Here is a 26,243-nt window from a genome sequence, read left to right on the forward strand (position 1 = left end):
CTACCGGTGGTGCTGGTACGCAGCCGTGACGCGTCGCTCACTCGGGTTGTGTCCGGTGACGACCACGGTGGCGCCCTGCGCGAGCAGGACCGGGCCGGGGAAGTCGACGGGCACCGGTTTCGAGTCGACGGGCTGGTCGGGGGTGGGGCAGGACGGCGGGAAGGTCGCGGCCGTCTCGATGAGACGCCGGTAGTGGTCCAGCCACTTCGCGTTGTTGAAGCTCACCGCGGCGGTGACCCGGCCCTGGTAGCCGTAGGCGGCGACGAAGCGGTGGTCGGACACCGATCCCTGGCTGACGACGACCTCGTCGGCGAAGGTCGGCACACCGACGGTCTTGATGTTGACGCCGAACTGGATCGACCAGAACGTCGGGATGGACAGGTGGGGCCAGCGGTCCGCCTGGCCGTTGACCATGTTGTGCGCCGCCACCTCGGCCTGCTCCACGGCGTTGGCCCAGTGCTCCAGGGAGATGAGCCGGTACTCGTAGACCGGGTTGGGGCAGCGCGCCACGTCACCGGCGACGAAGACGTCGTCGGTGACCAGGCCGTTGAGGTCGAGGGCGCGGCAGCCCGTGTCGCAGGCGATGCCCCAGACACCCGCCGCCAGTCCGGAGCCCTGCAGCCACTCGGTGTTGCGGATGCCCCCGAGCGCGACCACCGCCACGTCGGCGTCGACGGAGCTGCCGTCGTCGAAGTGGGCACGGCGAAGCCGCCCCTGCGCGTCGCCCTCCAGCCGGGTGACCTTGACACCGCACCGCAGGTCGACGCCGTGCGCGCGTTGCATGTCCGCCGCGACCTCGCCGATCATGGCACCGAGCGCCCCGACCAGCGGAGCCGGCGCAAGTTCGGCCACCGTCACCGGGATGTCCCGCTCACGGCAGATGGAGGCGATCTCCGAGCCGGTGAACCCCGCACCGATGACCAGCACGCGCGAGGGCCCGGCGGCGAGAGCCTGCTGCAGGCTCTCGGCATGCTCGCGGGTCCGGACGACGAACACCCCGTCCAGCGCGGCCTCGGACTCGACGAACCACGGCCGGGCCCGTACCCCGGTGGCGATCAGCACCCGGTCGAAGGGGATCTCGCGCCCGTCGGCCAGACGCACGTTGTTGGTGGCCAGATCCAGCCCGCCGGCAGGCACACCCAGCAGCCACTCCGCATCGATCTCACGACGGCGCGGCAGCCTGGTGCCGTGCGCGGGCACCCATCCCGTCAGTACCTGCTTGGACAGGGGAGGCCGGTCGTAGGGCTCGCCCGCCTCGTCGCCGATCATCGTCAGCGACCCGGTGAAACCCTCGTCCCGCAGGAACTCCGCGGCCCGCAGCCCCGCCAGGGACGCCCCGACGATCACGATGCGGCCGTCGCGCTTGAACGCACGCAGGTTGTCGGCACTGGTCATGACCTCGCCGCCTCCACCGGTGCCGGCCGGCCCTCCAGCCGGTCGACGAGAATCGCCTGGACCGGGCAGGCCGCCGCCGCCCGCAGCACCCGCTCGCGCTGGGCGTCGTCGGGCTCCGGGTCGTACATCAGCGCTTCCTCCCCGTGCATCCGGAACGCGTCCGGAGCCAGGAACGCGCACTGCGCATAGCCTTGACATCGGGAGAGATCAACGACGACTCGCATCCCGGCCTCCACAGGGGCTGAGGCTGCGGATCCGTACCGGGAGGCGGCGCTCCGCGCTCGTCGGGTCTCCGCAGAAGGATTGTGTGATCGCGAGAAAGCACGCGGGCGGGGATCAGTGGTCGCGCAGACCGTCGGACGGCGGTGAGACCGCCTGGAGATCCTGCGACTTCACCCGATCAGCGTATGCCGCGCCCACATCGCCCGCACGCCGGGAAGCGGTTGTCCGGGGCCCGGAGGCGGCCGCACCGGGAGCGTCCTCCGCCCCGCGTCCGGCGGGTGCTCCGGCCGCCCGGGTGGTTCGGTGTCAGCAGGAGTGCCGACCGGAACAAGAGCCGGAGCAGGACCGGAGCAGGAGGTGTCCCGATGGCCTCGGACCAGCCCGCGCCCTCCGCGCCCGTGCCCCCGCGGGCCCTCTCCGAAGCGGCCTTCCGCGATCTGTACCGCAGGCTGCGGGACCGGGCCCGGGACGGCGGGCCGCAACGGCGTGGCGCGCTGGACCGGCTGACGCCGGAGCGGGTCGCGGCGGCCGCCGCCGAGGTCCGGTGCGGGCGCACCGTGTCGTTGGCCGCGGCCGTCGAGACGCGGCGCGGTCCGGACAGCCCGGAGCCCGCGACCCACCGGATGACGGCTCCCGCACCCGGCGAGACCGGCGCGCCCGGGCTCGTGTTCGCCCGCGACCGGTTCGCCATGAACGTGCACAACGACGTCGACAGCCACCTCGACGCGCTCTGCCACGTGATCTTCGACGGCGAGCTGTACGGCGGTGTCCCGGCGAGCACCGTGACACCGGACGGTGCCCAGGCGCTCTCCCTCGACCTGGCCCGGGACGGAATCGCGGGCCGGGGTGTCCTCCTCGACATCCCGCGCCTGCGCGGGGTGCGCTGGCTGGAGCCCGGCGACCAGGTGACCGCCGAGGACCTCGTCGCCGCCGAGGCCTCCCAGGGGACCACGGTCGGACCGGGCGACCTGCTGTTCGTACGGGTGGGGCACCGGCTGCGGCGCCGGACCCTCGGCCCCTGGGACGTGACGCGGTCCCGCGCGGGTCTGCACCCGACGGCCATGGACTTCCCCGCCGAGCGGGGCGTGTCGGTCCTCGGCTCGGACGGCAACAGCGACGCCGCGCCCGGCGCGGTCCCCGGAGTCGGGTTTCCCGTGCATGTGCTGGCCGTCAACGCCCTGGGCCTGCACCTGCTGGACTGGCTGGACTTCGAGGAGCTGGTACCGGTGTGCGAGCAGTGGGGACGCTGGCACTTCCTGTGCGTGATCGCCCCGTTGCGGCTCCCGGCGGCGACCGGCTCTCCGGTGAACCCGATCGCCCTGCTGTGACCGTTCCGCAGCGGGCTCCGCCCGGATGCCGCACCCCCGTACGGCGCGTACGTTCGAATGAGGGATACCCGCACCGGGCCGCGGGCCAGGCGGACAAGGACGGTGGTTGCCGTGGACACCCTGCCCCCGTACGACGTCATCGTGATCGGTACCGGTGCCGGCGGCGGCACCCTCGCCCACCGCCTCGCCCCGTCCGGCAAACGCGTGCTCATCCTCGAACGCGGCGGATACCTGCCGCGCGAACGCGACAACTGGGACTCCACGGCCGTGTTCGTGAAGGCCAAGTACCGGGCCCCGGAGTTCTGGCTGGACCGGCACGGCAAGGAGTTCCCGCCCGAGGTGAACTACTACGTCGGCGGCAACACCAAGTTCTACGGCGCGGCCCTGTTCCGGCTGCGCCCCGAGGACTTCGGCGAACTCCGCCACCACGACGGCATCTCCCCGGCCTGGCCCATCGGTTACGACGACTTCGAGCCGTACTACACGCAGGCCGAGCACCTCTACCTGGTGCACGGCCGGCACGGCGAGGACCCCTGGGAAGGGCCGTGCAGCGCCCAGTACGCGTACCCGCCGGTCGAACACGAGCCGCGCATCGAGCGGTTGAGCATGGACCTGGAGAAGCAGGGGCTGCACCCCTTCCACCTGCCGATCGGGGTCAACCTCACCCAGGACGAGGACGGCCGGGCCACCCACTCCAGCGTCTGCATCCGCTGCGACCGCGTGGACGGATTCCCCTGCCTGGTCCGCGCCAAGTCGGACGCCCAGGTGATCTGCGTGGAGCCGGCGCTGGAACACCCGAACGTGGAGATGATCACCGACGCCCGGGTGACCCGCCTGGAGACCGACCCCACCGGACGCAGCGTCACCTCCGTCGTCGCCGAGCTGCCCGGCGAACGCGAGGCCCGGTTCTCGGCCGACGTCGTGGTGGTGGCCTGCGGGGCCGTCAACTCGGCCGCGCTGCTGCTGGCCTCGGCGAACGACCGGCATCCGCGCGGCCTCGCGAACAGCTCCGACGTGGTCGGCCGGTTCTACATGCGCCACAACAACGCGGCGCTGATGGCCGTCTCGGAGGAACCCAACGACACCCGGTTCCAGAAGACCCTCGCCCTGCACGACTGGTACCTGGGCGCGGACGACTGGGAGTACCCGCTCGGCGACATCCAGATGCTCGGCAAGTCGGACGCCGACCAGATCCACGGCGAGGCCCCGCGCTGGGCCGGAGCGGTCACGCCGGACATGCCGTTCGAGGTCCTGGCTCACCACGCCGTCGACTTCTGGCTGTGCGGCGAGGACCTGCCGCAGCCGGACAACCGGGTGACCCTGGAGGAGGACGGCCAGATCCGGCTCACCCTCGACGAGGGCAACAACATCGAGGGTCTGAAGCGCCTGCGGCACAAACTCCAGCACCTGCTCGGCCATCTGGGCATGCACGAGCACCACCTGCTGTCCCACAGCATCTACCTGCACAAGGGCATGCCGATCGGTGCCACCGCCCACCAGGCCGGCACGGTGCGCTTCGGCACCGACCCGGCGTCCTCGGCCCTGGACGTCAACTGCAAGGCGCACGACCTCGACAACCTCTACGTCGTGGACACCAGCTTCTTCCCGAGCATCGGCGCGGTGAACCCGTCCCTGACGGCCATCGCGAACGCCCTCCGGGTGGGCGACCACCTGCTGGAGCGACTGGGCTGAGTCCGCGCGGGCACCCGGCCCCCGACCGGGCGAACATCCTCCGCCGGGCAGCGCAACGCGGTCCGCCGCCGCGTGCCGTCGTGCCCGGCCGGTGCTTGTCTGATGCCCGGACCTCCGGGCGACGGGCCCGGCGGGCGCGGGCACGCAGTGGAGGAGCAGGACATCGTGAGTTCCACCGAGGGCGCACCCCTGAACGTGATCCCCGCGCACCTGCTGAAGGGCCAGAAGGCGCTGGTCACCGGCGCCAACTCCGGTATCGGCAAGGCAACGGCCATCGCCCTGGGCCGGGCCGGGGCCGACGTCGTGGTCAACTACGTCGCCGGCGGCGACGAGGCCGAGAAGGTGGTCGAGGAGATCACCGGCTCCGGGGTGAAGGCGGCCGCCTACGAGGCGGACGTCTCCGACGAGCAGCAGGTCGTCGCCATGATGGACCGGATGGTCCAGGAGTTCGGCACGATCGACATCCTGGTCGCCAACGCGGGACTCCAGCGGGACGCCCCGTTCACCGAGATGACCCTCGCCCAGTGGCAGAAGGTCCTCGACGTCAACCTCACCGGGCAGTTCCTCTGCGCCCGCGAGGCGACCAAGGAGTTCCTGCGCCGAGGTGTGGTGCCCGAGGTGTCGCGGGCGGCCGGGAAGATCATCTGCATGAGTTCGGTGCACCAGATCATCCCGTGGGCCGGGCACGTCAACTACGCCTCCTCCAAGGGCGGCGTGCAGATGATGATGGAGACCCTGGCCCAGGAGCTCGCCCCGAAGAAGATCCGCGTCAACGCGATCGCCCCCGGCGCCATCAGGACCCCCATCAACCGCAGCGCCTGGGACACCCCCCAGGCCGAGCAGGACCTGCTGAAGCTGATCCCCTACGACCGGGTCGGCGACCCCGAGGACATCGGCTACGCGGCCGTCGGCCTCGCCTCCGACCTCATGGACTACGTCGTCGGCGCCACCCTCTACGTCGACGGCGGGATGACCCTCTTCCCGGGCTTCGCCACCGGCGGCTGACGCGTGCACACGGCCCTGCTCCTCGCCGGATCCCTCGCCGACGCACCGGCGCAGACGCTGCCGGCCCGGTCGATGATGGCCTTCACCCTGGCCTCCCACATCATCCTGGTCCCCCTGGGCGTCGCGCTGCCGCTGATCACGCTCGTCATGCACGGCTACGGCCTGCGCCGCGGCGACGCCACCGCCCTGCTGCTGGCCCGGCGGTGGTCGGCCGTGATGGCGGTGCAGTTCGCGATCGGCGTGGTCACCGGCACGGTGCTGTCCTTCGAGTTCGGGCTGCTGTGGCCGGGCATGATGGGCCGCTGGGGCGACGTCTTCGGCATCGGCTTCGGCGTCGAGGCGTGGGCGTTCTTCCTGGAGGCCGTGCTCATCGCCATCTACCTCTACGGCTGGCGGAGGCTGCCCGCCCGGACCCACTTCCTGCTCGGACTGCCGCTGCCGCTGGTGGCCCTGCTCGGCGCCTTCGGCATCCTGGCCGCCAACTCGTGGATGAACACCCCCCGCGGCTTCACCCTCGACGCCGCGGGCAACCCGGTCGGCGTGAAGATCTGGAAGGCCGTCTTCACCCCCATGTTCGGCCCGGAGTACTGGCACTTCGTCTTCGCGATGTTCGTGACCGCGGGCTATGTCGTGGCCGGCGTCTACGCCGTGGGGTGGCTGCGCGGCCGCCGGGACCGCTACCACCGGCTCGGTTTCACCGTCCCCTTCACCCTCGCCGCGGTGTGCACGCCGGTGCAGTTCGTCCTCGGCGACTCCATCGCCCGGCAGGTCTTCCACAAGCAGCCGGTGAAGTTCGGGGCCATGGAGATCGTCTGGAAGACCGCCACCCACCAGCCGGAGTACCTGTACGGCCGGCTGCACCCGGACGGCACCGTCTCCGGCGGCATCCGGATCCCGCAACTCGACTCGATCCTGGCCGGCTTCCGCCCGGACACCCGGGTCACCGGGCTCACCTCCGTCCCCGCCGAAGACCGGCCGACGGCCACCCAGGCCACCATCGCCCACTTCGCCTTCGACACCATGGTCGGGATCGGCTCGCTGCTGCTCCTGCTCGCGCTCTGGTACGGCGCCCTGTGGCTGTGGCGCCGCCGGCTGCCCGTCTCGCCCTGGTTCTTCCGCGCCGCCGCGTGCGCGGGCGTGGCCTCCGTGGCGGCCGTCGAGTGCGGCTGGATCACCACCGAAGTGGGCCGCCAGCCCTGGATCGTCTACCAGAACATGCGGGTCGCCGAGGCGGTGACGGCGACCCGCTCCGCCGGCCTGTGGGCCATGTTCGCGGTGATCGTGGTCGTGTACGTCTTCGTGTTCGGATCGTTCCTCGCGGTGCTGCTGAAGATGCGCTCACGCTGGCGAACCGCCGACGAGCGGGGCGGACCCCGGCCGCCGGAGGAGACACCGGAGCCGGACACACCGGAGACGGACACGCCGTACGGGCCCCGCTCGGCCGGGAGCCGACCGTGATCGCGGGCGTCATCGCCGTCGTCCTGCTCCTCGCGATCGCCGCCTACGCCTGCGGCGGCGGCACCGACTACGGCGCCGGCTTCTGGGACCTGACCGCGGGCGGCGCCGAGCGCGGCAGGCGGCCACGATGGCTGATCGACCACGCGATGGAGCCGGTCTGGGAGGTCAACAACGTCTGGCTGATCTTCGTCCTGGTCATCATGTGGACCGGTTTCCCGGTCCTCTTCCAGCGCGTCTTCACCACGATGTGGCTGCCCCTGGCGCTCGCCGCCGTGGGCATCGTGCTGCGCGGCGCCGGGTTCGCGCTGCGCAAGCCCGTCCGGCGGCTGGCCGGCCGGCGCCTGTACGGGGCGGTCTTCGCCGTCTCCTCGCTGCTGACGCCGTTCTTCCTCGGTGCCGCGGCCGGCGGTGTGGCCTCGGGCCGGGTGACCGCCACGACGACGGCGTCCACGGACGCCTGGGCCAACCCCACGTCCCTGCTGTTCGGGCTGCTGGCCGTCGCGGCGACGGCGACGCTCGGCGCGGTCTTCCTCGCCGCGGACGCCCGCCGCTTCGACGCGCCGGACCTGGACCGCTACTTCCGCCGGCGGGCCCTCGCCGCCCTCGCCGCCGTCGCCGTGCTCGCCGTCGTCACCCTGGTCGTCACCCACGGCGACGCGCCCCACGTCTGGCACGGCCTCACCCACGGAGTCGGGCTCGTCTTCGTGATCGTGGCGGTGCTGGCCACGCTCGCCACCGCATGGCTGCTGATCCGGCCCTCGGGGGGCTGGTCCCGGGTCACGGCGGTCGGCGTGGTCGCCTCGGCCGTCATCGCCTGGGGCATGGCGCAGCGTCCCTACCTCGTCCCGACCTCGCTGACCGTCGCCGAGGGCGCGGGCGCGCACACCACCCTGCGCTGGCTGGGGCTCGTCACCCTGGTCGCCGTCGTCCTCGTCGTCCCCGCGGTCGTCTTCCTCTACTGGCTCGACACCCAGGGCGAACTGGAGTCCCTCACGGACACCGACCTGCGGTCCGGCAGCGCCCCGTAGGGGCGCGGGGAACTGCGCGACCAGCCCCCACCGGCCCGCGGACGACCGACGGCCGGACTCGGCGCAATGTGTCAGCTGCGGCGCCATCGTGGCTGGTCGCGCAGTTCCTCCCCCAGCCTCCGGCCGGGGGTACCCCCAGCGCCCCCGACGGCGCGCCGCTGCACCGGAGACGAATTCGTTCGGCATGCTCAGCGCGCGTCCAACGCCTCGTTCAAGGTGATCGCCGAGTCGATGAGCGCGAGATGCGTGAACGCCTGCGGGAAGTTGCCGAGTTGGCGACCCGTCGGGTCGATCTCCTCGGAGTACAGGCCCAGATGGTTGGCGTACCCCATCATCTTCTCGAACACCAGCCGAGCCCGGTCTGTCCGGCCCGCGCGAGCCAACGCGTCGACGTACATGAACGTGCACAGCGAGAAGGTGCCCTCCGAGCCGCGCAGACCGTCCGGCGAGGCACTGGGGTTGTACCGGTAGACCAGGCTGTCGCTGACCAGCTCCTCCTCCATGGCGTCCAGGGTGGCCGTCCACATCGGATCCCCGGGGGTGATGAACCCGACCGTCGCCATGCGCAACAGCGAGGAGTCCAGGACCTCGCTGCCGTAGTGCTGGACGAAGGCCTGCCGCTTCTCGCTCCAGCCCTTGGCCATGACCTGCTCGTAGACGGCGTCCCGCTCGGCCCTCCAGCGGTCGGCCGCGGACGGCCACCCCGTCGCCTCGGCGAGGCGCAGCGCCCGGTCGAACGCCAGCCACGACATCACCCGGCCGTACGTGAAGTCCTGGCGGCCGCCGCGGGTCTCCCAGATCCCCTCCTCCGCCCGGTCCCAGTGGTCGGCCAGCCACTCCAGGTCCGTCCGCAGCGAGGTCCAGCCCCCGTGCCCGACCGTGAAGCCGTGCCGGTGGGCGAAGTAGATGCTGTCCAGCGCCTCGCCGTAGATGTCCAGCTGGAGCTGGGTGGCGGCGCCGTTGCCGATCCGGACCGGGGCGGAGCCCGCGTAGCCCTCCCAGTGGTCGAGGATCTGCTCGTGCAGGTCGGAGGAGCCGTCCACCTTGTACATGATGTTCAGCGGGCCGGTGTCCCCGTGCCTGCCCGCCCGCTCCTTGACCCGGTTGCCCAGCCAGACGATGAACGCCCTGGCCTCCTCCGTGAAGCCCAGTCCCAGCAGGGCGTAGACGGAGAAGGAGGCGTCCCGGATCCAGGTGAAGCGGTAGTCCCAGTTGCGCTCACCGCCCAGTTGCTCCGGGAGCGCCGCCGTGGGAGCGGCCACCAGGGCGCCGCTCGGCGCGAAGGTCATGAGCTTCAGCGTGATCGCGGACCGCTCCACCACCTCCCGCCAGCGCCCGGTGTAGCGGGACTGGGCCAGCCAGTTGCGCCAGAAGACCGCCGTCTCGTCGAAGATCCGCTCGTGTTCCTCGCGGCGGACCTCCCTGGGCGGTCCCTCGGCGCCCATCTCCAGGATCAGCCCGCGCTGCTCGCCCGCCGCCAGGGTCAGCGAGACCTGCACGTCGGCGTCCCGGTGCGTCATGATCTCCGTGAGCCGCTCGTCCTCCGGCTCCCGGACGGGGTGCACGGTGAGCTCCGTGCCGTCCTCCGCGACGAAGACCGCTCCGTGCTGGGTGATGTGCACCTCGTGTTTCATGAGCCCGTAGTCGAACCGCGGGGCGACCTCCACGTCGAAGGTCATGGTGCCGCGCACACAGCGGACCAGGCGGACCAGCCGGTGCCGGTCCGTGGCCGTCGTACCGGTCACGGGCATGAAGTCGATGACCTCGCCGGCGCCCGCCTCGGTCATGAACCGGGTCACCAGGATCGCGGTGTCGGGCAGGTACAACTGCTTGGTCGCATGGGCCCGGTGGGCCGGCCGGACCGTGCAGTGGCCGCCGTTCTCCTTGTCCAGGAGCGCCCCGAACACGCTGGGCGAGTCGAACCGCGGGGAGCAGAACCAGTCGATCGCCCCCTCGGTGGTCACCAGCGCCGCGGTCTGCAGATCGCCGATCAGCCCGTGGTTCTCGATCAGCGGGTAGTCGTCCATCGGGGCGCCCCTTCCGGCGTGCGGTTCACCCGAATGCACCCCCCTGGATCAGCGTATGCCGGGGCCCCTGCTCCGGCTCGTCGGGCGGGGCCCCGGCCCGGCTCGCCCGCGCTCCGGCACGCACCGTGGCGGCCGGAACGCGGGTTGCTCACCCCCGCTCACCGGGTCCAGTACTGGGCGAGGGCTCCTTCCCGGTACGGCGCCGGGCTGACGCTGAGGTCACCGGAGAAGGGGCGGTCCAGGACGAAGACCAGGAGCAGGCTGAAGCCGACGAGCCCGGCGACCGAGGCGACGAAGAGGATCTGGACTCTCAGCTTGCGCATGCCGAACAGGAACGTGAGGGGGACCAGGACCAGGGCGCCTCCGACGGCCAGAACCTGCAGCAGCGGGGGCAGCTCCTGGCGGGCCATGGTGATGCGGGCACGCCGCTGGGAGGCGACGTCGTCGAGATGGCTGACGGTCTGCTCGTAGAAGACCTGCTCCTGCTCGGACTTCGGGTCGTACGTCTGCAACACCTGGAAGGCGGACCGGAGATGGGTCTCCGTGGCCCCGTAGCTGGGGTGCCCCGCGCGCATCCGCGGCCACTGGTCCTCGACGACCGCGTGGACGTAGCCGCTCATGGCGGAGTCGAGCCGGGACCGCACCGCCGCCGGGAACGCGGCGGCGTCACGGGTGATGAGCGCCGCGTCGGTGGCCTCGGCGGCGACGATGGTCTGGGTGTCCTCCAGCTGCGTCCACAGCGTGACGATCACGAACGCGAGGATGATCCCGTAGATGGCGCCGAACATCCCCAGCGTCACACCGACCATGTCGTTGTGCTCCCCGCCGGCCACCGACGGATACCTGCGCCGCAGCAGCACACTGCCGGCGACCGCCAGGGCAACGGTGCCGCCGACGGTGACGACGGCCAGTGTGAGGGTACTGAAGTGGTTGAGCAGCCAGAGCGACATGGGCCCGGAGTCTAGGCCGGACACACCACCACAAAACCGCAGCTCCAGCAGCAACTAAGGGCGCACGGGGAGAAGTTCACACCACCGAGTGAGCGGGCCGCGCGCGGGTGTCCGGGGGCCGACCGGTCAGTCCTCGCCCCGTACGACGTTCCAGTCGTCCTCCTGCCGCGCCTGTCCCGGGTCGTTGTCGAGCGTCGCGCGCATACAGGTGCGGATGCCCCGCCCGCGCAGGCGGCGCGCCCTCGCCCAGCCCGTCTCGGGCCGGTGACGGCGAACGGCGATCGGGTTGCCGGCTTCCGCGGTCACGGCGGCTCGTCTTCTTTCTCCTCCGGCCGGTTGGGGTCCGGTTCGTCCGTCCCGCCCCCGTTCTTCCTTCCGTCCCGGGTGTCCAGCGCGTACGGCGTGAAACCCGGCGCGGACCCGACGACGGGACCGAGGGCGCCCCGTCCTGGGCCCGCCCGGCGCCCGCCATGGTGTGATCGGTGCCACAGGGACGACAGGTGCCGGGCGGACAGGGCGGGCCGGACACCAGGCCCCTGAGCGGCGGGCCGGGCGGGGACTGCCGGCGGCTGCAGGAATGCCGGTCGGCACCCGGGGTAGGCGCGTGCATGCCGGCCACGGACCGGCGCGGACGAGAGCGATCGACTGGGAGGGCGCATCATGCGGACGACGACCGTGCAGACCGTCGGGCAGACGGTGGACGTTCCGGAGATCGAGGACCCTTCCAAGGTCGCACCGCAGGACGCGCGGGAGCTGTCGAAGCTGTTCTTCGCGCAGCTGGCGGTCCTGGAGGAGGGCACGCCCGAGCACCAGTACGCGCGCAACACGCTGATCGAGATGAACATGTCGCTGGTACGGTTCGCGGCCGGCCGGTTCCGCAGCCGCGAACCGGAGGAGATGGAGGACATCGTCCAGGTCGGCATGATCGGCCTGATCAAGGCGATCGACCGCTTCGAGCTCTCCCGCGAGGTCGAGTTCACCTCCTTCGCCGTGCCGTACATCGTGGGCGAGATCAAGCGGTTCTTCCGCGACACCACCTGGGCCGTGCACGTCCCGCGCCGGCTCCAGGAGGCCCGCGTCCAGCTCGCCCGCGCCACCGAGGAGCTCCGCAGCCGGCTCGGCCGTACCCCCACGGTCAGGGAACTCTCCGACCTGATGAGCCTGCCCGAGGACGAGGTGCGCGAGGCGCGCCTGGCCGCCAACGGCTACAACTCCTCCTCCCTGGACGCCGCGATCAACGGCAGCGAGGACGGCGAGAGCGCCCTGCAGGACTTCATCGGCGCCGAGGACGGCGCGCTGGAACTGGTGGAGGACTTCCACACCCTGGCCCCGCTGGTCGCCGGGCTCGCCGAGCGCGACCGGCAGATCATCCACCTGCGGTTCGTGGAGGAACTCACCCAGGCCCAGATCGGCGAACGCCTGGGCGTCTCCCAGATGCACGTCTCCCGGCTCCTGTCCCGCACCCTCGCCCGCCTGCGCGAAGGCATGCTGACCTGAGCTCCCGGGCTCTACGGCTCGGGAACGGCCGGCCTGCGCAGGGGGAGGTGGGCGACGACGTGCTTGCCGGTGTCCTGCGCGACGGTGTGCAGCCTGCCGCACAGCCGGGTGACCAGATGCAGGCCGTGTCCGCCGACGCGGCGGGCGTCGTGGGCGCGCGGTTCGGGCGTACGGGGGGAGGTGTCGCTCACGGTGATGCGCAGCAGGCCCGCGTCGGGTGACACCTCCAGGGCCAGGCCGACCGGGCCGGGTGCGTGGCGGACCGCGTTGGTGACCAGTTCGCTGACGACGAGCTGGGCGTCCTGGCTCGGCCGGTGGTCCGGGTGGTGGCCGGCCCGGGCCAGCAGCGCGCGGACGGCGACCCGGGCGTCGGAGACCGGCGTGTCCGCGGCGTCCCAGGCGGCGCTGTACCGCAGGGGCGCCCCGGGTTCCGGTCCGTCCGAAGCCCGGTTCTTCAGCGGGGTGACCATGGAACTCCTTCCGCAGGCGTCCACTTCGTCTCGTCACAGGCTCTCGCCGCCGTACGACTTCGCTTACCCGCCGTCTCCTGCTTCATGAGGCGATCCGGCAGCGCGGCTCGCGCACGCCTGCCCGGGCGCCGGGAGAAGGCCGTGTCGCCGGCCGTCGCCACGATCGCGTCCTCGACGAGCAGCACTCGCGGCGGGTAGCTCTGCGCCCTGTCCCCGGGGTCGTCCGGCGCGGAGGTGCGCCAGACCTCCGCGCCGGTGCGGCTGTCCAGTGCCGGCGGACGGCCGAATCGGTCGGCGAAGTAGACCCGCTTGTACGTCGCTGACACCGCGGTGACCGTCCCGTCCGACCGGACGAAGCAGACGACGCCGTCCACCAGGGTGGCCGCACCGGTCAGCGGACGGGCCAGCGGTATCCGTCCGACCTGCCCGGTTTCCGGGCCCCATCAGCCCGACCGGGGCCTGCCCCGCCTCGGTGCCCGCCGAGCACCGGGCGTAGGGGGCGCCTCCCAGCGCCGTCGGCGTGCAGTGCTCGTCCAGCGAGGGCGCCCGCCACAGCTCCCGTCGCGTCGACCGGCGCCCACCGCCCGTCGTTCCATCCGGCATCCCAAGCAGGCCGCGTCCTCGCAGTTCAGAGCCGGTACGGGCGTTCCAGCATCCCGAAACTCCCGGCGGGAATGGCGGATGGGACGCGGCCCGGCACAGCCTTGGGTCGTCGGAGCACGGCGCCCGACCGATTCGGTGGCCGTCCTCGCTCGACCCAAGTCCCTCCGTATGTCCAGAGAAAGCAGCCCACTCATGCGTATCGTCACCCGCTCCGTCGCCCGCGCGGCCGCCTCCTCCATGGTCGTCGCCGCCGCCCTCGCGCTCCTCGGTCTGCAGGCCACCGCGCAGACCGCCTCGGCCGCCACCGCCAAGGCTCCCTCGGTCGTCACCTGCACCACCGCGAACACCAAGCTGACCGTCACCGAGGTGTCCCGTCCCGTCAACCACCTGCTGCTCAAGGCCACCAACACCGGCAGCAAGCCCTGCTACGCCTACATCGCCCCCTTCCTGAGGGCCGGCGCCGACGCCCAGGCCCCGGTGGCGTGGGCCGAGGAGACCACGCCGCAGTCCGTGGTGACGCTGAAGCCCGGCCGGTCCGCGTACGCGGGCATCACGACGTCCACCCCCGAGGGCGAAGGGGGCGCCAAGGAGAAGACCCTGGGCGTGTTCTTCGCGGACCGGAAGGGCAACGCGGCCGGCAAGGAGAAGACCCTGAAGCTGCCGAAGGGCGGTGTCTTCTTCAACAGCGCCGCCACCGTCACGTACTGGCAGGACAACGCGCGGGACGCCCTCTCCTGGTAGCCGCCCCGGCGACGGTCGGTCCTCGGCGGCCGAGGTCCGCGGCGAGCGGGCGCCGTCCTCCGTTGACACCGTTGGCTAACGGGATTAGCTTAAGGCTAACACCGTTAGCCCCCTGGAGGACGCGATGACCGAGCACCTTGCCGTCGACGGCGGCACGATCGCCTACGAGGTGACGGGGTCCGGCCCGCTGGTCATCCTCGCGCACGGCATGGGCGACAGCCGGGCCGCCTACCGTGCCGTGGTCCCTCACCTGGTGGCGGCCGGCTACCGGGTCGCCTCGGTCGATCTGCGCGGCTGCGGCGAGTCCAGCGCCGACTGGCCGGCCTGGAGCCGCACCGCCATCGCCGGTGACCTGCTCGCCGTCATCCGCCACCTGGGCGGTCCTGCCGTGCTCGTGGGCCACTCGATCTCGGGCGGCGCCGCCACCGTCGCCGCGGCGCAGGAACCCTCGCTGATCACCGCCGTCGTCGAGCTGGCGCCGTTCACCCGCAAGCAGTCGATCCGCCTCGGCGACCTGCGGGTCGGGCGTTTCCGGCGGGGCATGCTGCGGCTGCTCGGCGCGGGCGTGTTGGGCAGCGTGCCGCTCTGGCGTTCGTACCTCGACGTCGCCTACCCCGGCGTGAAGCCGGCCGACTGGGCCGGGCGCCTCGGCCGCATCGACGCCCTGCTGCGCGAGCCCGGCCGGATGAAGGCCCTGCAGGGCATGGGCCGCACGGCCCCCACCGACGCCGGCGCGCAGCTCGGCAACGTCCGCTGCCCGGTGCTGGTCGTGATGGGCACGCTCGACCCCGACTGGGCCGACCCGCACGCCGAAGGGACGGCGATCGTCGACGCCCTGCCCTCCAGTCTCGGCAGCCTTGAGATGATCGAGGGCGCCGGGCACTACCCGCACGACCAGTTCCCCGACCAGGTGGTTTCGCTCATGCTCCCGTTCCTCCGCTCGGCCGCCGCCCGTGCCTAGGGCCGGCCTGGACCCGGCGGCCGTCGTCGCGGCCGGTGCCGCCCTCGCCGACGAAGTGGGCTTCACCAACCTGACGATGGTCCTGCTGGCCGAACGGGTGGGCGTCCGCACCCCGTCCCTGTACAAGCACGTCGGCGGCCAGGACGACCTCAACCGGCGTATCGCGGCCCAGGCGTTGGGCGAGGCCGCCGACGCCGTCGGCGGAGCGGTCCGGGGGCACGCGGGCCGCGACGCCCTGGCGGCCGCGGCCCGCGCCTTCCGCGCCTTCGTCCTGGCGCACCCCGGCCGGTACGCGGCGACGATCGGCATGGAACCGTCCGGCCCCGACGATCCCCTCGCCGTCGCGGGACAGCGGCTGCTCGACGCCTTCATGGCCGTCCTGCGCGACTACCGGATCCCGGAGTCCGACGCGGACCACGCCCTGCGCACGCTCCGCAGCCTCTGCCACGGCTTCGCGACGCTGCAGGCGGACAACGGCTTCCAGTGGAGCTCCGACATCGACGAGAGCTTCGAGTGGCTGATCACCTTCGCCGACCGGGGCCTGCGCGCCATGTGAGGATCGCGCCGCGTGCCGGTCGGGAACGGCACCGCGGTGGGCGCCGGGCTCCCGGACCGTACGTACCGGAAAGGCCTGCGGGGTCCGGGCACAGGAGCCAAGAATGACAGGTTCTGGTCAATAGTTGTCCAAATACCGGATGATCCCCGCCGCCGGTGGTCGGGTGCTGTGTGTCGGCTGTAACAACCGCCCGCTGGGGAGTATCTGGTGTCAGCATCAACCCGCAAGAGACGGTGGCTCACGATCTGGGCCATCACCGCATCCGCCGCACTCGTCGCGATACCCGCGGGCGCCGCGCCCGGCGGGAACGGCAGCCCGTTCGGAGCCCGCGCGCTCGCCCAACTCGCCGCCGCCCGGGAGCAGTCGGTGGGCGCGATCACCCCCAAGGCCACGGCCGCGGACGACGACGACGGCAACGAGGCCGACGAGATCGCCGAGGGCGCGGACCAGTACGCCGAGGCCCGCACCTCGCCCGGCATCGTCGCCCCCGGCGCGTACGGCGCCGCCTGGACCGGCCTCACGAACCTGCCGAGCACCAAGGGCAGTTGGCGCAACATCACCGACCTTCCGTATAACTCCGACGACTCCCGCTACCGCGACATCGACTCCAACTCCAGCGGCGGCTCCGGCGACGTCACCGGCCGCATGGCCGCGATCGCCGCGGACGACGACGGGTACGTGTACGCGGGCAGCGCGGGCGGCGGCGTGTGGCGCTCGCGCACCGGCGGCGGGCGCTGGCAGCCCATCAGCGACAAGCTGTCCTCCCAGTCCACCGGCGCGCTCACCGTCGACGGCTCCGGCCGGCTGTGGCTGGGCACCGGCGAGGCCACCACCAACGCGGACGCCTACCTGGGCAGCGGCGTCTACGTCCTCTCCGACCCGCACCACGGCACCTTCTCCGCCCGCAGCCGGGTCGGCGGCGACGAACTGGAGTCCACCACCATCCACGAACTGCGCTTCGGCGGCGGCAAGGTGTGGGCGGCCACCAGCAAGGGCGTGTGGAGCCACTCCGCCAAGAAGCTCACCGGCGCCTGGAAGCTCGAGTTCGCGCCCAACCCCGACTATCTGCCGGGCGGTTCACTGGCGAGCGACCCCTCGGCCGCGTACAAGAACATCGCCAACGACATCGCGATCGACCCCAAGGACCCCGGCAAGGTGGTCCTGGCCGTCGGCTGGCGCAGCGGTGACGACTACAACGGCTTCTACACCAAGGGCGCCGACGGCACCTGGACCCGGATCACCAGCGGACTGGGCGACCTGCCGGCCGACGCGGACGACGTCGGCAACGTCACCTTCGCCCGCTCCGCCGACGGCTCCCGCTACTACGCCATCGACCAGTCGCCGGAGCAGCTGAACACCAACCCGGACAGCGGCCTGGAGGGCATCTACGTCTCCAAGTCCGGTGCCCCGACCGGCCCCTGGACGAAGATCGCCGACTACCAGGGCCTGGCCGCCGACGGCTCGGCGCTGACGACCAGCGGCTACATGCCGGGCGTGCAGGCCTGGTACAACCAGTTCCTCACCGTCGACCCGGCGAACGCGGAGCACGTCTACGCCGGTCTGGAGGAGGTGTACGAGACCAAGGACGGCGGCTCCACCTGGTCCACCGTCGGCCCGTACTGGAACTTCTCCTTCCCCTGCTGGTCCATCGACCCGGCGAAGCAGACCGGCGACTGCAGCCAGACCACCCACTCCGACCAGCACGGCGTCGCGATCGGCCGCTACCACGGCAAGAGCTTCGTGTACGTCGGCAACGACGGCGGCGTCTACAAGCGCCCCGTCGACGGCTCCCAGGACGCCTCCGGCCACGCCACCGACTGGACCTCCCTCAACGACGGCACCATCGACACCCTGCAGTACTACTCGGTGGGCATCGGCAAGGACCGGGAGCACGGCGGCGTCTCCGTCACCGGCGGCCTCCAGGACAACGGCCAGTCGATCCTCCGCAGCGACGACACGGTCATGGGCTCGAACTTCGGCGGCGACGGCGGCGACACCCTCACCGACCCCGCCGACGGCTGCGACATCGCGCAGGAGTACGTCTACCTCGCGATCCAGGTGACCCAGAACTGCGCGGTGAACGACGGCAGCTGGACCACCGACGCCACCAAGGCCACGTCGTACAACGTGGCGCCGGCCGACAACGCCACCGGCGAGGCGCGCTTCATCGCCCCGCTCGCGGCCGACGGCAGCAACAGCTCGACGTGGATCGCGGGCGGCCGCCACGTGTGGGTGCAGACCCACGGCTACGCCATCCGCAGCGGTGCGGAGTGGACCAGCGTGTACGACCTCGGCGCCGGCCGCACCGCGACCGCCGTGGCCGCCTCGGGCGGCAAGGTCTATGCGGCCTGGTGCGGCCCCTGCAACAACCAGGGCTTCGCCCGCGGCATCTCCGTCGGCAATGAGGACGGCACCGGCTGGCACGACATCGCCCTGCCGGCGGACGGCACCGTGCCCAACCGCTACCTCAGCGGCTTCGCCATCGACCCGAAGAACGCCGACCACGTCTTCCTCGCCGTCAACGGCTTCTCCCGGCACTGGACCGAGGGCCCCGGCGCGGGCGTCGGCCATGTCTTCGAGTCCACCGACGGCGGCACCACCTGGAAGGACATCTCGAAGAACCTCCCCGACGTACCCACCGACTCGGCGGTCGTCACCCCGAACGGCGGCCTCGCCGTCGCCACCGACCTCGGCGTCGTCTACCGGGCGCCGGGCCGCACGCGGTGGCAGCGCGTCGGCTCGCTCCCGGCCGTCGCCGTGCTCCAGCTGAAGCTGAGCCCCGACGGCGGCACCCTGTACGCGGCCACCCACGGCCGCGGCATCTACACGATCAAGGTCCGCGATCTCCGCTGACGCCCGCCGCGCGTGAACAGTGAGGGGTGGTCCCGTACACCGGTACGCCGGTGCACCGGGGTCACCCCTCCCGCGGATACGGCACCACGGTCACGTCCAGCGTGAACGCGCCACCGGCCGCGCCCGCCACGTCCGGCGCCTTCGCCAGGGCCGTGACCGTGGCGGTACCGCCCCGGGTGCCCGCGCACCGCAGCGAGGCGTGCGCCGTGCCGTCCCCGTCCACCCGCCATGCGGACACCAGGACCGAGGCCGGTGCGGAACTCCGCACCCCCGTCCACCTCCGGTCGTCCGTCCGGGGCTCCAGAACGAGCGACACCACCGTCCCGGACCGTACGCACAGCCGCCCTCCGACCGCCTCACCGGGGGCGACGGTGACCTCCGCATGTCCGGCGGCACAGGTCCGCGCCGAGGCGGAAGGCCCGGCCGACGGCTCCGCCGGGTCACCGCCGGACGGCCCTCCCGCCGTTCCACCGCCCGCGGGCGCACCGCACGCCACCAGGGCAGCCGTTCCGACGACCACCCAGGTCCCGGCCCACCACCGCATCCAGCACCTCCCGGTCGGCCCGTACTGAAGCCAGCATGCCCCGCCAGGGAGGCGAATCAGGCCCGGTAAAGCAGGAAATAAACGGAAGCCCATGTTTTATGACCTCGGTCACAGCGTTCCATCATTTAACCGGCGCACTTAGTAGACGCACAATGGAAGACATTTAGCCATTTGTCCGTCTTGGCCCGGATGTGAACCCCGACGCACCTGCCGGAATCCCGCCCGGCCGACCGGCACGCCCACTGCCCTGTACAGCAAGGCTTCTGACGGCACGACAGCTTCTCCTCCCGTCGCGACAGGCGGACCCCGGACCCGCGCGCTGCCCTGACAAGGTCCCGGGACCTACGAGGCGACGTAGTTGCGAGGGCCCTTTGCGCTCCCTGTGGAGCCGTTCTAAGAATGTCGACCCACAGGACGTCGCCGCAGTTCGGAACCGGTGTTTTCACGCAGATTCGACCGCGCACCGGTCCCCGGCGTCACCGAGTGAGTAGGAGCCCCCCACATGAACTCGTCCCGAATGTCCGCGAGACCCCTCTCTCTCGCACTCGCCGTCGGCCTGGGTCTGGCCTCCGGCGTGCTGGGCACGGCGCCGGCGAGCGCCCGGACCGCCGCCACCCCGTCCGCTTCCCCCGGTACCACCGTGGCGGGGTACGACGGGTCGGGCGAGGAGGCCGCGAACACCAAGGCGTTCTTCGAGGCCGTACTCAAGTCGGTCGCCCAGAAGCACGCCGCCCAGCCCGCCGGGCAGGCGGTGACCATCACCTACGACGACTCCCGGGCACCGAGCTTCCGTTCGCAGATATCGAGCGCTGCCGCGATCTGGAACGGCTCCGAGACCAACGTCAAGCTGAAGGAGGCGACGAGCGGCGCCGACTTCTCCTACTACGAGGGCAACGACTCACGCGGGTCCTACGCCTCCACCAACGGCCACGGCGGCGGCTACATCTTCATCGACTACACGCAGAGCCGGCAGTACGACTCGGTCCGCGTCGTCACCCACGAGACCGGGCACGTCCTGGGTCTGGCCGACGACTACAGCGGGCCGTGCAGTGAGCTGATGTCGGGCGGCGGCCCCGGCCCGTCCTGCACCAACCGCTACCCGAACGCCGCCGAGCGCTCGCGCGTCGACCAGCTGTGGGCCACCGGAGCCGCGCAGGCCCCGGGCAGCACGGCGAACCAGCCCTCCACCCAGCCGGGCACCAGCCGGCCGGGCATCACCCAGCCGGGCACCACCCAGCCCAGCACCACACCGCCGGTCCTGATCGTGGTGCCGGGCCAGGTTGCGGGGAGTCCGCTCCTCGGCGCGCCCTGGCGTTGATCTCCTCCCCGAGCGTCATGCCGTGGCCTGCCATCCGGGTTCCAGACTGTCGAGCAGTGCGCGGAACGCTTCGTGCGCCCGGTCCCAGTGGCCATCCGCCAGCGGGGCGACCAGCAGGCCGAGGGAGGCGTCGGCCAGAAGGGCGGCCTGGGTGCGCGCCCGGTCCTGGGACATGCCGAGGTCACGGAAGACCGAGGTGAACAGGAGGGTCCACTCGGTGACGATGTCGCGCATGACGGGCCCGTAGCGGTCGGGGTGCAGCACGCTGGCGCTCATGATCTCGAAGTAGAGAGGGAGCGCGGCACGTACGCCGGGGTCGCTGAACCGCCGCCACACCTCCTCCACGAAGCGGCGCAGTTCGGCGGGGCTCGCGGGCGGGCCGATGGCCTGCAGCACTTCGCGGGTGCGCAGGAGGGGCCGACGCTCGTAGATGTCGAGGGCCTCGGCGACCATCCGTTCCTTGGTGCCGAAGTAGTACAGGAGCATGCGGTCGCTGGTGCCCAGAGCCTTGGCGAGAGGCCGCAGGGACAGGTCCGCGAGGCCGTTGCGCATGACGTACTCGCGGACCTTCTCGAGAAGGTCGCGCCGCTTGGCCGGATCCGGCGGGCGAGGCATCGGGGCTCCCGGGTGCGTGCGGGCAAGACTGCCGACTGTCCGTTATTGACTCTTTGGGCAGGTCTTTACTGTAGCGCGGATTACGTCTATATTTGAGACGTAGCGACTGCTACACGCAAGGGCCCGGCGCATGCCAGGCACGTTCACCGGCGGACCGTCCGGTCGCCAGCGAAGGGACTGATCCCCATGGCCACCTGGGCCATCGGCTTCCGCATCGCCTTTTACCGGGGAGGGCGGTCCTCCCGCGCCACCGCATCGACGCGGCTCGCCCGGCAGTGGGCTCTGTGGTCCCGCCTGCTCGCGCCGCTGCGGCCGTTCGACGCACCACGTGGCTGCGCCACCGCCTGGGACGCCTCCTGGCCCCTGCCGCGGGAACTGACCTCCGTGCGCCGAGCCCGGCGTCTGGTGACCGCGCAGCTCAGCGACTGGGCGGTGGGTGACCTGGCCGACACCTCCGAGCTGCTGGTCAGCGAACTGGTCACCAACGCTCTGCGGCACACGCGCGGTCCGCTCAGGCTCAACCTGCAGCTGCGCCACTCCCGCCTGCTGTGCGAGGTCGAGGACACCGAGTCCGCCGGCCCCGCACGCGGCGTCGCCGACCCGGACGCGGAGAACGGCCGGGGCATCGAACTCCTCGACCTGCTCGCGGACGCCTGGGGCAGCCTCCGGACGGCCACCGGCAAGACCATGTGGTTCGAGCTGCGGACCGAGGGCCGTCCCCAGGAGACGCAGGCACCGTGACGGCCGCGCCCACACCCCCGCGAGCCGCTACGGCTCACGGTGCGGTGGGACCGGTCGGCCGAGAAACGCGGCGAGACGGTCAAGGGCCGGAGCGGTGTCCTCGAGGGGTCGCGGCTCGGCGAATCGTCCCGCCCGGGGCTGGGTGGAGAGCTGGGCCCGCGCGAACGCCAGGGCCTGCTCGGCAAGGTCTTCGGGCAGCCGGGCGGGGATCTGGACGGCCTGGGCGAGGTCCCATCCATGAGCGAGCAGGTCGTACAGGCGGATCTGCAGGCGCTCGGCGCCCGTGGCGCTCCCCATGGGTCCGCGACAACTCCGCCCGAGCACCCCGGGGGCGGAGAAGGCTGCCAGCAGCGAAGCACTGGAGGACCGGTAGGCGCCGACCGGGTCGTCACCGAGGCGGTCCACTCCGCGTTCGGGCATCGGGCCGCCCTCGATCATGGCTGCGAACACCAGGTCCATGTCGACCAGGTGGGCCACCACCTCACGCACGTTCCACTCTGTGCACGGCGTCGGCTCCTTCCACTGCTCGGGGCGGACCTCGGCGAGCAGGTCGCCGACAGAGGTGCAGGCGCGTGCGAGATCTTCGACGGAAACGGTAGTCATCCGGGGAGAGTACGGCGCCAACTTCGCTGCCGCCCAAGGGATTTGCCTCGGCGCAAAGCGGCTGCCGAATCGGCCGCCCCCACGGGCCCCGCCGCCGACTGAACCACATGGTGCGTCGTCTCCCTCCGGGGTACTCGAGCGGTCCGACGACAATGCCGGCGGGCCGAGCGCCCGCTTCGACACAACGGAACGGAGTGATGCGACGATGGCCAGCGCCACGGAGACCGGAGGCATCACCGGAACCCAGGACAAGGACTACAACCTGCTCTGGTACGTCGAGAGCTGCCTGGAGAACGCCCTCCGGCTGGACACCTACATCAAGGACGCCGAGCGGGCGAAGGACGAGCAACTGGTCGAGTTGTTCAGCAAGGCGCAGGCTGACAGCCGTAAGGGCGCAGACCTGGGCAAGGAACTGCTGCGCAGCCGCCTGACCGGCTGATCCCAGGCGGGCGGGACTCTCGCCGGGTGCACCCGGCTCAATCCCCGGCGCACCCCAGGGGTCCCGTTCGCGCTTCCTTCCCGTACCCCGGTGTCCCCCGCGGTCTCGCCCTCCCCCCACGGTCAGCAGAACGATCGCGGCGGCCGCACCCGCCAAACCGGTCACCTGCGCCCGGGTGAGCTTCTCCCGCAGGACCGCGACGCCGAGAACGACGGGGACCGCCGGGTACAGGGACGCCGGCACGACGGCCACGGCCAGTATCTGCAGCTGGGCGGCCCGCGGGTAGAGGATGAGCGCGAAGGCCGCGCCTGCTCCGATCGCCACCGCCTCGGCCAGGAGTCCCGGCGGCCACGGTGACACAGATGCCCGGCCAGGCCGCCAGGACTGGCCGGTCGCTCAGGAAGAACACCCCGCACAGTACGGACAGCGCGACTCCCGTGACGGCGCTGACCGGCACCACCACACTCATCGCCCCCCGGGCCAGGCCCCGGTTGAGGCAGAACACGGCGGTCCCGCTGCCCGCCCCCGACAACGCTCCCCACCAGACGTCCGGCGAGCGGACCGCCGCTGCGGGCACCAGGACCGCGGCCGCCAGCGCCAGCAGCAGCCCGCCGATCTGCCCGAGGAAGGGGACCACCGCGAAGTGCGCCCGGCGGGACAGCAGCCCGCCGGCGAAGTCGACGACGCCGTAACAGACCGCCGAGGCCGGCGAGAGCAGAGCACCCATCAGGCCCCAGTGCCCGGCACGAGCACTTCGAGGCCGGCCGGACCGGCTCGGGCTCAGGCGGGACGGCGAGGATCGTGTCCGGGGGCAGGGTGCGCGACGGCACCCCGGCAGGGACGGGGCTGCCCCTAGGGGCTGGGTGGGGCTGCGTGCCCGGAAACCGCCGCCTGAAAGGGACGCCCGACGTGGCGGGCGCTGCCGCGGACCATGTCGCGGACGTCGTCGGCGCCGGCCGGTCTCCGCGCCGCTCGGTGGCGGGTGCTGGGGCACCTCGCGTCCCGCCTGGCGGAACCGGACGATGCCGGAGGAACGGGCGCCATAGACTCGGCCCCGCCTGCGGCCCGGAGGCCAAGCGGGTGTCGTCACCAGGAAGGGACCAGTACGGTGAGTGCAACGGCGCAGAGCGACGCCCCGATCTACGAACGGCTCATACGCGAACGTGGCGATGTGGCCGCCGATGCGCGCAGGACGGCAGAGGCGACCTGGCGAGAGGTCGGCCGGGCCATGGACTTCCGTCTCCCCCGCACGATCGGCGCGCGCGACGCCGGCCTCCCGTTGACCGCCCTGTGATCCCGGCCCGTCCCTCCTGACGGACGACGTCGACCGTAACGGCGAACCGGCACCCCCGGAGGCCGCCGCTGCCTGCTTCCGGCGGGAAGCCGAACCCGGCCGCCCTCGCCCCTGAGCGGCATCGACGGAGTGCGCGGCTGGTCCCCGGACGCAGCCTCACCAACGGGTCGGGGGCCGCCGACACACCGACTACCCGAGGGCGACGCTGTCGCCGTACGCCGTGGCGCCGGTCGTGGTGCTCGCGCCCGCGAACTTCCACCGCCAGGTGCCGGAGGCGTTCGCGGTGACCGTGGTCCTCAGCTTGCCGCTGCCGTCGGTGGTCACGGTCTTGACGGTCGTGTACGACGAGGAGCCGGACTTCTTGAACTGCAGGGCCACGGACTTGCTGCCGTACCCGGCGTAGACGTTGGTGTCCCAGTTGGCCCGGGTGAGCGCACCGGTCACGGTGAGCCTGCCGCCCTTGGCGACCGGCTCGGGCCCGGCCTGGGTGTTCGCGAGCCTGGCGACCCGCTTCACCTTGAAGGGCGCGCTCTTCTGGATCTCGTAGTAGTCGCCGTCCTTGGCCGCGGCTTCGGCCTGGAAGTACCAGGTACCGGCCGAGCTGTTCCTGAGGTCGTAGTAGCTGTCGACGAGGTCGGGGTCGAGGGTGTACGTGCCCGTGCATTTCATGGTGGCCGACGTCGGACGGCTGCAGGACATGGAGTTCGCGTAGAGGTACCGGCCGTCGGAGCTGACCAGCTTGAAGCCGGCTATCACCTTGATCCCGGAGTCGTCCTTGGCGGTCGCCGTGACGCTCAGCGTCTGCGCCGCGCTGACGCCGACGCCGACGGTCGTCTTGCTGAAGGTCAGCGAGCTGAAGACGGTGTCGCCGGCGCTCGTGTCCGCATGGGCGGCGGGTGTGACGAACCCGATCAGCGCCAGGGTGCCGGCGGTGGCGGCAGCAGCGGTACGCATACGCATGTTTCTCCAGGGCGGTGAGCCGGATCTTGGTCCGGGCGTGTAGGAGACGACCGGAGGGGGCGGTTGGTTGTACGGCGCCCCGCCCCGTGGTGCGGGGTCGCCACCGCTGCCCACCACGACGGCCGTCGATCGGCACGCAACCGGCCTGACCGGGCACAACGTCCACGACACCGTCCGGGACGCCCTTCTCCACAGGCTGTGGACGGAAGGTCTCTCAGCCCGGCCCCCGGGATCCGGGGCATCGCTTGACGCGTATGACACGTCTGCGGATGCGCCGGCCGTACCGGTCCGGACAGTGGGCCGGACCGGGTGGGTGAAGGCTTCGGCCGGCCTGGACGGTGTGGCCGGCGACGGCCCCGTGGCGGGTTCGCCGGTGCGGGGTCCTTCCCGACGCCGGCCGGGAGGCTCTGAGGCTGTTGGGAGGGCCCGGGCACCGGCGGCCCTCTCACGGACGCGGCCCTGGACGCGATCCTCGGCCCGCTCACGGTCCGGGAGGCACCGCCGTCCTGACGGGGCGGCGGTACGGAGTCTCAGTACGGGGTCTCAGTGCGGGGCGGTCACCGGATGTGGCCGCCCCTTCCGTTTCCGGTCCGGCCCGGTGCCATGCGGGTCCGGGGCCGGTGGGTTCAAGGGACTTCGACGCCGAGGAGTTCAAGGAGGTGGAACCAGACGCCCCCGGTGATCTGCACACGCGGTGGGCCGTCGGGGAGCCGAGCGCAGTCGGCCGGTCTCATCGCCGGGTCCTGCTTTCCCGGCTCCACAGGACCCGGCGCTGCGTTCAGTACTGCTCGGTCTCCAGGAAACCCGCGCTCCCGTTGTCGTCCGCGCCGAACGCGTCCGCCGCGGCGGTGGGGTCGAATCCGGGCGGGCTGTCCTTGAGGGCCAGGCCCATGCCGGCCAGCTTCGCCTTGACCTCGTCGATGGACTTCGCACCGAAGTTGCG

The 26,243-nt window shown here is 71.9% G+C and carries 25 protein-coding genes and 2 pseudogenes; 15 read left to right on the forward strand and 12 right to left on the reverse strand.

Going from position 1 to position 26,243, the window contains the following annotated elements; genetic code table 11:
- Complete coding sequence (locus ACFY6U_RS47575; protein WP_390048735.1) at window positions 1-1,395, reverse strand: NAD(P)/FAD-dependent oxidoreductase; 1,395 nt, start codon at window positions 1,393-1,395, stop codon at window positions 1-3.
- Window positions 1,392-1,619: a ferredoxin gene (locus tag ACFY6U_RS47580; protein ID WP_390048736.1), complete on the reverse strand. Its 228-nt coding sequence runs from the start codon at window positions 1,617-1,619 to the stop codon at window positions 1,392-1,394. Before ACFY6U_RS47580 ends, ACFY6U_RS47575 begins: the two co-directional genes overlap by 4 nt.
- A 363-nt stretch (window positions 1,620-1,982) precedes the next feature.
- Between ACFY6U_RS47580 and ACFY6U_RS47585 the strand changes: the two genes are divergently transcribed.
- The 5 genes from ACFY6U_RS47585 (at window position 1,983) to ACFY6U_RS47605 (ending at window position 8,128) form a co-directional block, all read left to right on the forward strand.
- On the forward strand, window positions 1,983-2,945 hold the full coding sequence (locus ACFY6U_RS47585) for a cyclase family protein (RefSeq protein ID WP_390048738.1): 963 nt from the start codon (window positions 1,983-1,985) through the stop codon (window positions 2,943-2,945).
- A gap of 102 nt (window positions 2,946-3,047) precedes the next feature.
- The gene (locus tag ACFY6U_RS47590) at window positions 3,048-4,637 is read left to right on the forward strand and encodes a GMC oxidoreductase (protein ID WP_390048740.1); all 1,590 of its coding nucleotides are present in this window, start codon (window positions 3,048-3,050) and stop codon (window positions 4,635-4,637) included.
- A gap of 165 nt (window positions 4,638-4,802) precedes the next feature.
- Complete coding sequence (locus tag ACFY6U_RS47595) at window positions 4,803-5,642, forward strand: SDR family oxidoreductase (protein ID WP_390048741.1); 840 nt, start codon at window positions 4,803-4,805, stop codon at window positions 5,640-5,642.
- A gap of 72 nt (window positions 5,643-5,714) precedes the next feature.
- On the forward strand, window positions 5,715-7,100 hold the full coding sequence (locus tag ACFY6U_RS47600) for a cytochrome ubiquinol oxidase subunit I (RefSeq protein ID WP_390048785.1): 1,386 nt from the start codon (window positions 5,715-5,717) through the stop codon (window positions 7,098-7,100).
- Window positions 7,097-8,128, forward strand: a complete 1,032-nt coding sequence (locus ACFY6U_RS47605; RefSeq protein WP_390048743.1) for a cytochrome d ubiquinol oxidase subunit II — start codon at window positions 7,097-7,099, stop codon at window positions 8,126-8,128. The genes ACFY6U_RS47600 and ACFY6U_RS47605 overlap by 4 nt, the downstream gene beginning before the upstream one ends.
- Before the next feature lie 188 nt (window positions 8,129-8,316).
- Here the strand turns inward: ACFY6U_RS47605 and ACFY6U_RS47610 are convergent, their stop codons facing one another.
- The 3 genes from ACFY6U_RS47610 to ACFY6U_RS47620 form a co-directional block, all read right to left on the reverse strand.
- Complete coding sequence (locus tag ACFY6U_RS47610; protein WP_390048745.1) at window positions 8,317-10,155, reverse strand: glycoside hydrolase family 15 protein; 1,839 nt, start codon at window positions 10,153-10,155, stop codon at window positions 8,317-8,319.
- A 158-nt stretch (window positions 10,156-10,313) separates the two neighbouring features.
- Window positions 10,314-11,105 (reverse strand): DUF4239 domain-containing protein, encoded by a 792-nt coding sequence (locus ACFY6U_RS47615; RefSeq protein ID WP_390048747.1) that lies wholly within the window; start codon window positions 11,103-11,105, stop codon window positions 10,314-10,316.
- Window positions 11,106-11,231: 126 nt separating this feature from the next.
- Window positions 11,232-11,411, reverse strand: a complete 180-nt coding sequence (locus ACFY6U_RS47620; RefSeq protein ID WP_390048749.1) for a hypothetical protein — start codon at window positions 11,409-11,411, stop codon at window positions 11,232-11,234.
- A gap of 354 nt (window positions 11,412-11,765) precedes the next feature.
- Between ACFY6U_RS47620 and ACFY6U_RS47625 the strand changes: the two genes are divergently transcribed.
- Complete coding sequence (locus tag ACFY6U_RS47625) at window positions 11,766-12,602, forward strand: RNA polymerase sigma factor SigF (protein WP_390048751.1); 837 nt, start codon at window positions 11,766-11,768, stop codon at window positions 12,600-12,602.
- Between the two features lie 11 nt (window positions 12,603-12,613).
- On the opposite strand, the gene ACFY6U_RS47630 is transcribed toward ACFY6U_RS47625, so the two are convergent.
- Both ACFY6U_RS47630 and ACFY6U_RS47635 read right to left on the reverse strand, forming a co-directional pair.
- Window positions 12,614-13,072 (reverse strand): ATP-binding protein, encoded by a 459-nt coding sequence (locus ACFY6U_RS47630; RefSeq protein ID WP_390048753.1) that lies wholly within the window; start codon window positions 13,070-13,072, stop codon window positions 12,614-12,616.
- Complete coding sequence (locus tag ACFY6U_RS47635; RefSeq protein ID WP_390048755.1) at window positions 13,057-13,398, reverse strand: hypothetical protein; 342 nt, start codon at window positions 13,396-13,398, stop codon at window positions 13,057-13,059. Before ACFY6U_RS47635 ends, ACFY6U_RS47630 begins: the two co-directional genes overlap by 16 nt.
- Window positions 13,399-13,867: 469 nt before the next feature.
- Here ACFY6U_RS47635 and ACFY6U_RS47640 point away from each other — a divergent pair, with 469 nt between their 5' ends.
- From ACFY6U_RS47640 to ACFY6U_RS47655, 4 genes are all read left to right on the forward strand, one after another.
- Window positions 13,868-14,416 (forward strand): DUF4232 domain-containing protein, encoded by a 549-nt coding sequence (locus ACFY6U_RS47640; protein ID WP_390048757.1) that lies wholly within the window; start codon window positions 13,868-13,870, stop codon window positions 14,414-14,416.
- A gap of 124 nt (window positions 14,417-14,540) precedes the next feature.
- A complete protein-coding gene (locus ACFY6U_RS47645; protein ID WP_390048759.1) occupies window positions 14,541-15,377 on the forward strand; it encodes an alpha/beta fold hydrolase in 837 nt (278 codons plus the stop codon).
- A 76-nt stretch (window positions 15,378-15,453) separates the two neighbouring features.
- On the forward strand, window positions 15,454-15,933 hold the full coding sequence (locus ACFY6U_RS47650) for a TetR-like C-terminal domain-containing protein (RefSeq protein ID WP_390048787.1): 480 nt from the start codon (window positions 15,454-15,456) through the stop codon (window positions 15,931-15,933).
- Window positions 15,934-16,140: 207 nt separating this feature from the next.
- A complete protein-coding gene (locus tag ACFY6U_RS47655; protein WP_390048761.1) occupies window positions 16,141-18,786 on the forward strand; it encodes a glycosyl hydrolase in 2,646 nt (881 codons plus the stop codon).
- A gap of 61 nt (window positions 18,787-18,847) precedes the next feature.
- Here the strand turns inward: ACFY6U_RS47655 and ACFY6U_RS47660 are convergent, their stop codons facing one another.
- The gene (locus ACFY6U_RS47660; RefSeq protein WP_351496675.1) at window positions 18,848-19,054 is read right to left on the reverse strand and encodes an acetyl-CoA synthetase; all 207 of its coding nucleotides are present in this window, start codon (window positions 19,052-19,054) and stop codon (window positions 18,848-18,850) included.
- Window positions 19,055-19,847: 793 nt separating this feature from the next.
- Here ACFY6U_RS47660 and snpA point away from each other — a divergent pair.
- Window positions 19,848-20,477 (forward strand): annotated as a pseudogene (gene snpA, locus ACFY6U_RS47665) (snapalysin); the annotation flags it as partial.
- Window positions 20,478-20,663: 186 nt separating this feature from the next.
- On the opposite strand, the gene ACFY6U_RS47670 reads toward snpA, so the two are convergent.
- The gene (locus ACFY6U_RS47670; RefSeq protein ID WP_390048763.1) at window positions 20,664-21,263 is read right to left on the reverse strand and encodes a TetR/AcrR family transcriptional regulator; all 600 of its coding nucleotides are present in this window, start codon (window positions 21,261-21,263) and stop codon (window positions 20,664-20,666) included.
- A 186-nt stretch (window positions 21,264-21,449) separates the two neighbouring features.
- On the opposite strand from ACFY6U_RS47670, the gene ACFY6U_RS47675 reads away from it, so the two are divergent.
- A complete protein-coding gene (locus ACFY6U_RS47675) occupies window positions 21,450-22,004 on the forward strand; it encodes an ATP-binding protein (protein ID WP_390048765.1) in 555 nt (184 codons plus the stop codon).
- A gap of 27 nt (window positions 22,005-22,031) precedes the next feature.
- Here ACFY6U_RS47675 and ACFY6U_RS47680 read toward each other — a convergent pair whose 3' ends face one another.
- Entirely contained in the window at window positions 22,032-22,607 is a 576-nt protein-coding gene (locus ACFY6U_RS47680; protein WP_390048767.1) for a TIGR03086 family metal-binding protein, read from the reverse strand.
- Between the two features lie 205 nt (window positions 22,608-22,812).
- On the opposite strand from ACFY6U_RS47680, the gene ACFY6U_RS47685 reads away from it, so the two are divergent.
- The 3 genes from ACFY6U_RS47685 to ACFY6U_RS47695 all read left to right on the forward strand — a co-directional run bounded on the left by ACFY6U_RS47685 (window position 22,813) and on the right by ACFY6U_RS47695 (window position 24,340).
- The gene (locus tag ACFY6U_RS47685) at window positions 22,813-23,046 is read left to right on the forward strand and encodes a hypothetical protein (RefSeq protein ID WP_390048769.1); all 234 of its coding nucleotides are present in this window, start codon (window positions 22,813-22,815) and stop codon (window positions 23,044-23,046) included.
- A 362-nt stretch (window positions 23,047-23,408) separates the two neighbouring features.
- Complete coding sequence (locus ACFY6U_RS47690; RefSeq protein ID WP_390048771.1) at window positions 23,409-23,738, forward strand: hypothetical protein; 330 nt, start codon at window positions 23,409-23,411, stop codon at window positions 23,736-23,738.
- A gap of 416 nt (window positions 23,739-24,154) precedes the next feature.
- Window positions 24,155-24,340: a hypothetical protein gene (locus tag ACFY6U_RS47695; protein ID WP_390048773.1), complete on the forward strand. Its 186-nt coding sequence runs from the start codon at window positions 24,155-24,157 to the stop codon at window positions 24,338-24,340.
- Between the two features lie 189 nt (window positions 24,341-24,529).
- Here ACFY6U_RS47695 and ACFY6U_RS47700 read toward each other — a convergent pair whose 3' ends face one another.
- A complete protein-coding gene (locus ACFY6U_RS47700; RefSeq protein WP_390048775.1) occupies window positions 24,530-25,294 on the reverse strand; it encodes a calcium-binding protein in 765 nt (254 codons plus the stop codon).
- A gap of 784 nt (window positions 25,295-26,078) precedes the next feature.
- A pseudogene (locus tag ACFY6U_RS47705) lies at window positions 26,079-26,243 on the reverse strand (DNA-directed RNA polymerase subunit alpha); the annotation flags it as partial.

Source organism: Streptomyces sp. NPDC013157, from assembly GCF_042899865.1.
Taxonomy (GTDB): Bacteria; Actinomycetota; Actinomycetes; order Streptomycetales; family Streptomycetaceae; genus Streptomyces.

Bases quoted from the DNA above. Each gene is read 5' to 3' on its own strand.
- ACFY6U_RS47575 (WP_390048735.1), bottom strand. From the start codon at position 1,395: ATGACCAGTGCCGACAACCTGCGTGCGTTCAAGCGCGACGGCCGCATC.
- ACFY6U_RS47580 (WP_390048736.1), bottom strand. From the start codon at position 1,619: ATGCGAGTCGTCGTTGATCTCTCCCGATGTCAAGGCTATGCGCAGTGC.
- ACFY6U_RS47585 (WP_390048738.1), top strand. From the start codon at position 1,983: ATGGCCTCGGACCAGCCCGCGCCCTCCGCGCCCGTGCCCCCGCGGGCC.
- ACFY6U_RS47600 (WP_390048785.1), top strand. From the start codon at position 5,715: ATGATGGCCTTCACCCTGGCCTCCCACATCATCCTGGTCCCCCTGGGC.
- ACFY6U_RS47610 (WP_390048745.1), bottom strand. From the start codon at position 10,155: ATGGACGACTACCCGCTGATCGAGAACCACGGGCTGATCGGCGATCTG.
- ACFY6U_RS47615 (WP_390048747.1), bottom strand. From the start codon at position 11,105: ATGTCGCTCTGGCTGCTCAACCACTTCAGTACCCTCACACTGGCCGTC.
- ACFY6U_RS47625 (WP_390048751.1), top strand. From the start codon at position 11,766: ATGCGGACGACGACCGTGCAGACCGTCGGGCAGACGGTGGACGTTCCG.
- ACFY6U_RS47630 (WP_390048753.1), bottom strand. From the start codon at position 13,072: ATGGTCACCCCGCTGAAGAACCGGGCTTCGGACGGACCGGAACCCGGG.
- ACFY6U_RS47640 (WP_390048757.1), top strand. From the start codon at position 13,868: ATGCGTATCGTCACCCGCTCCGTCGCCCGCGCGGCCGCCTCCTCCATG.
- ACFY6U_RS47645 (WP_390048759.1), top strand. From the start codon at position 14,541: ATGACCGAGCACCTTGCCGTCGACGGCGGCACGATCGCCTACGAGGTG.
- ACFY6U_RS47650 (WP_390048787.1), top strand. From the start codon at position 15,454: ATGGTCCTGCTGGCCGAACGGGTGGGCGTCCGCACCCCGTCCCTGTAC.
- ACFY6U_RS47670 (WP_390048763.1), bottom strand. From the start codon at position 21,263: ATGCCTCGCCCGCCGGATCCGGCCAAGCGGCGCGACCTTCTCGAGAAG.
- ACFY6U_RS47675 (WP_390048765.1), top strand. From the start codon at position 21,450: ATGGCCACCTGGGCCATCGGCTTCCGCATCGCCTTTTACCGGGGAGGG.
- ACFY6U_RS47680 (WP_390048767.1), bottom strand. From the start codon at position 22,607: ATGACTACCGTTTCCGTCGAAGATCTCGCACGCGCCTGCACCTCTGTC.
- ACFY6U_RS47685 (WP_390048769.1), top strand. From the start codon at position 22,813: ATGGCCAGCGCCACGGAGACCGGAGGCATCACCGGAACCCAGGACAAG.
- ACFY6U_RS47690 (WP_390048771.1), top strand. From the start codon at position 23,409: ATGCCCGGCCAGGCCGCCAGGACTGGCCGGTCGCTCAGGAAGAACACC.
- ACFY6U_RS47700 (WP_390048775.1), bottom strand. From the start codon at position 25,294: ATGCGTACCGCTGCTGCCGCCACCGCCGGCACCCTGGCGCTGATCGGG.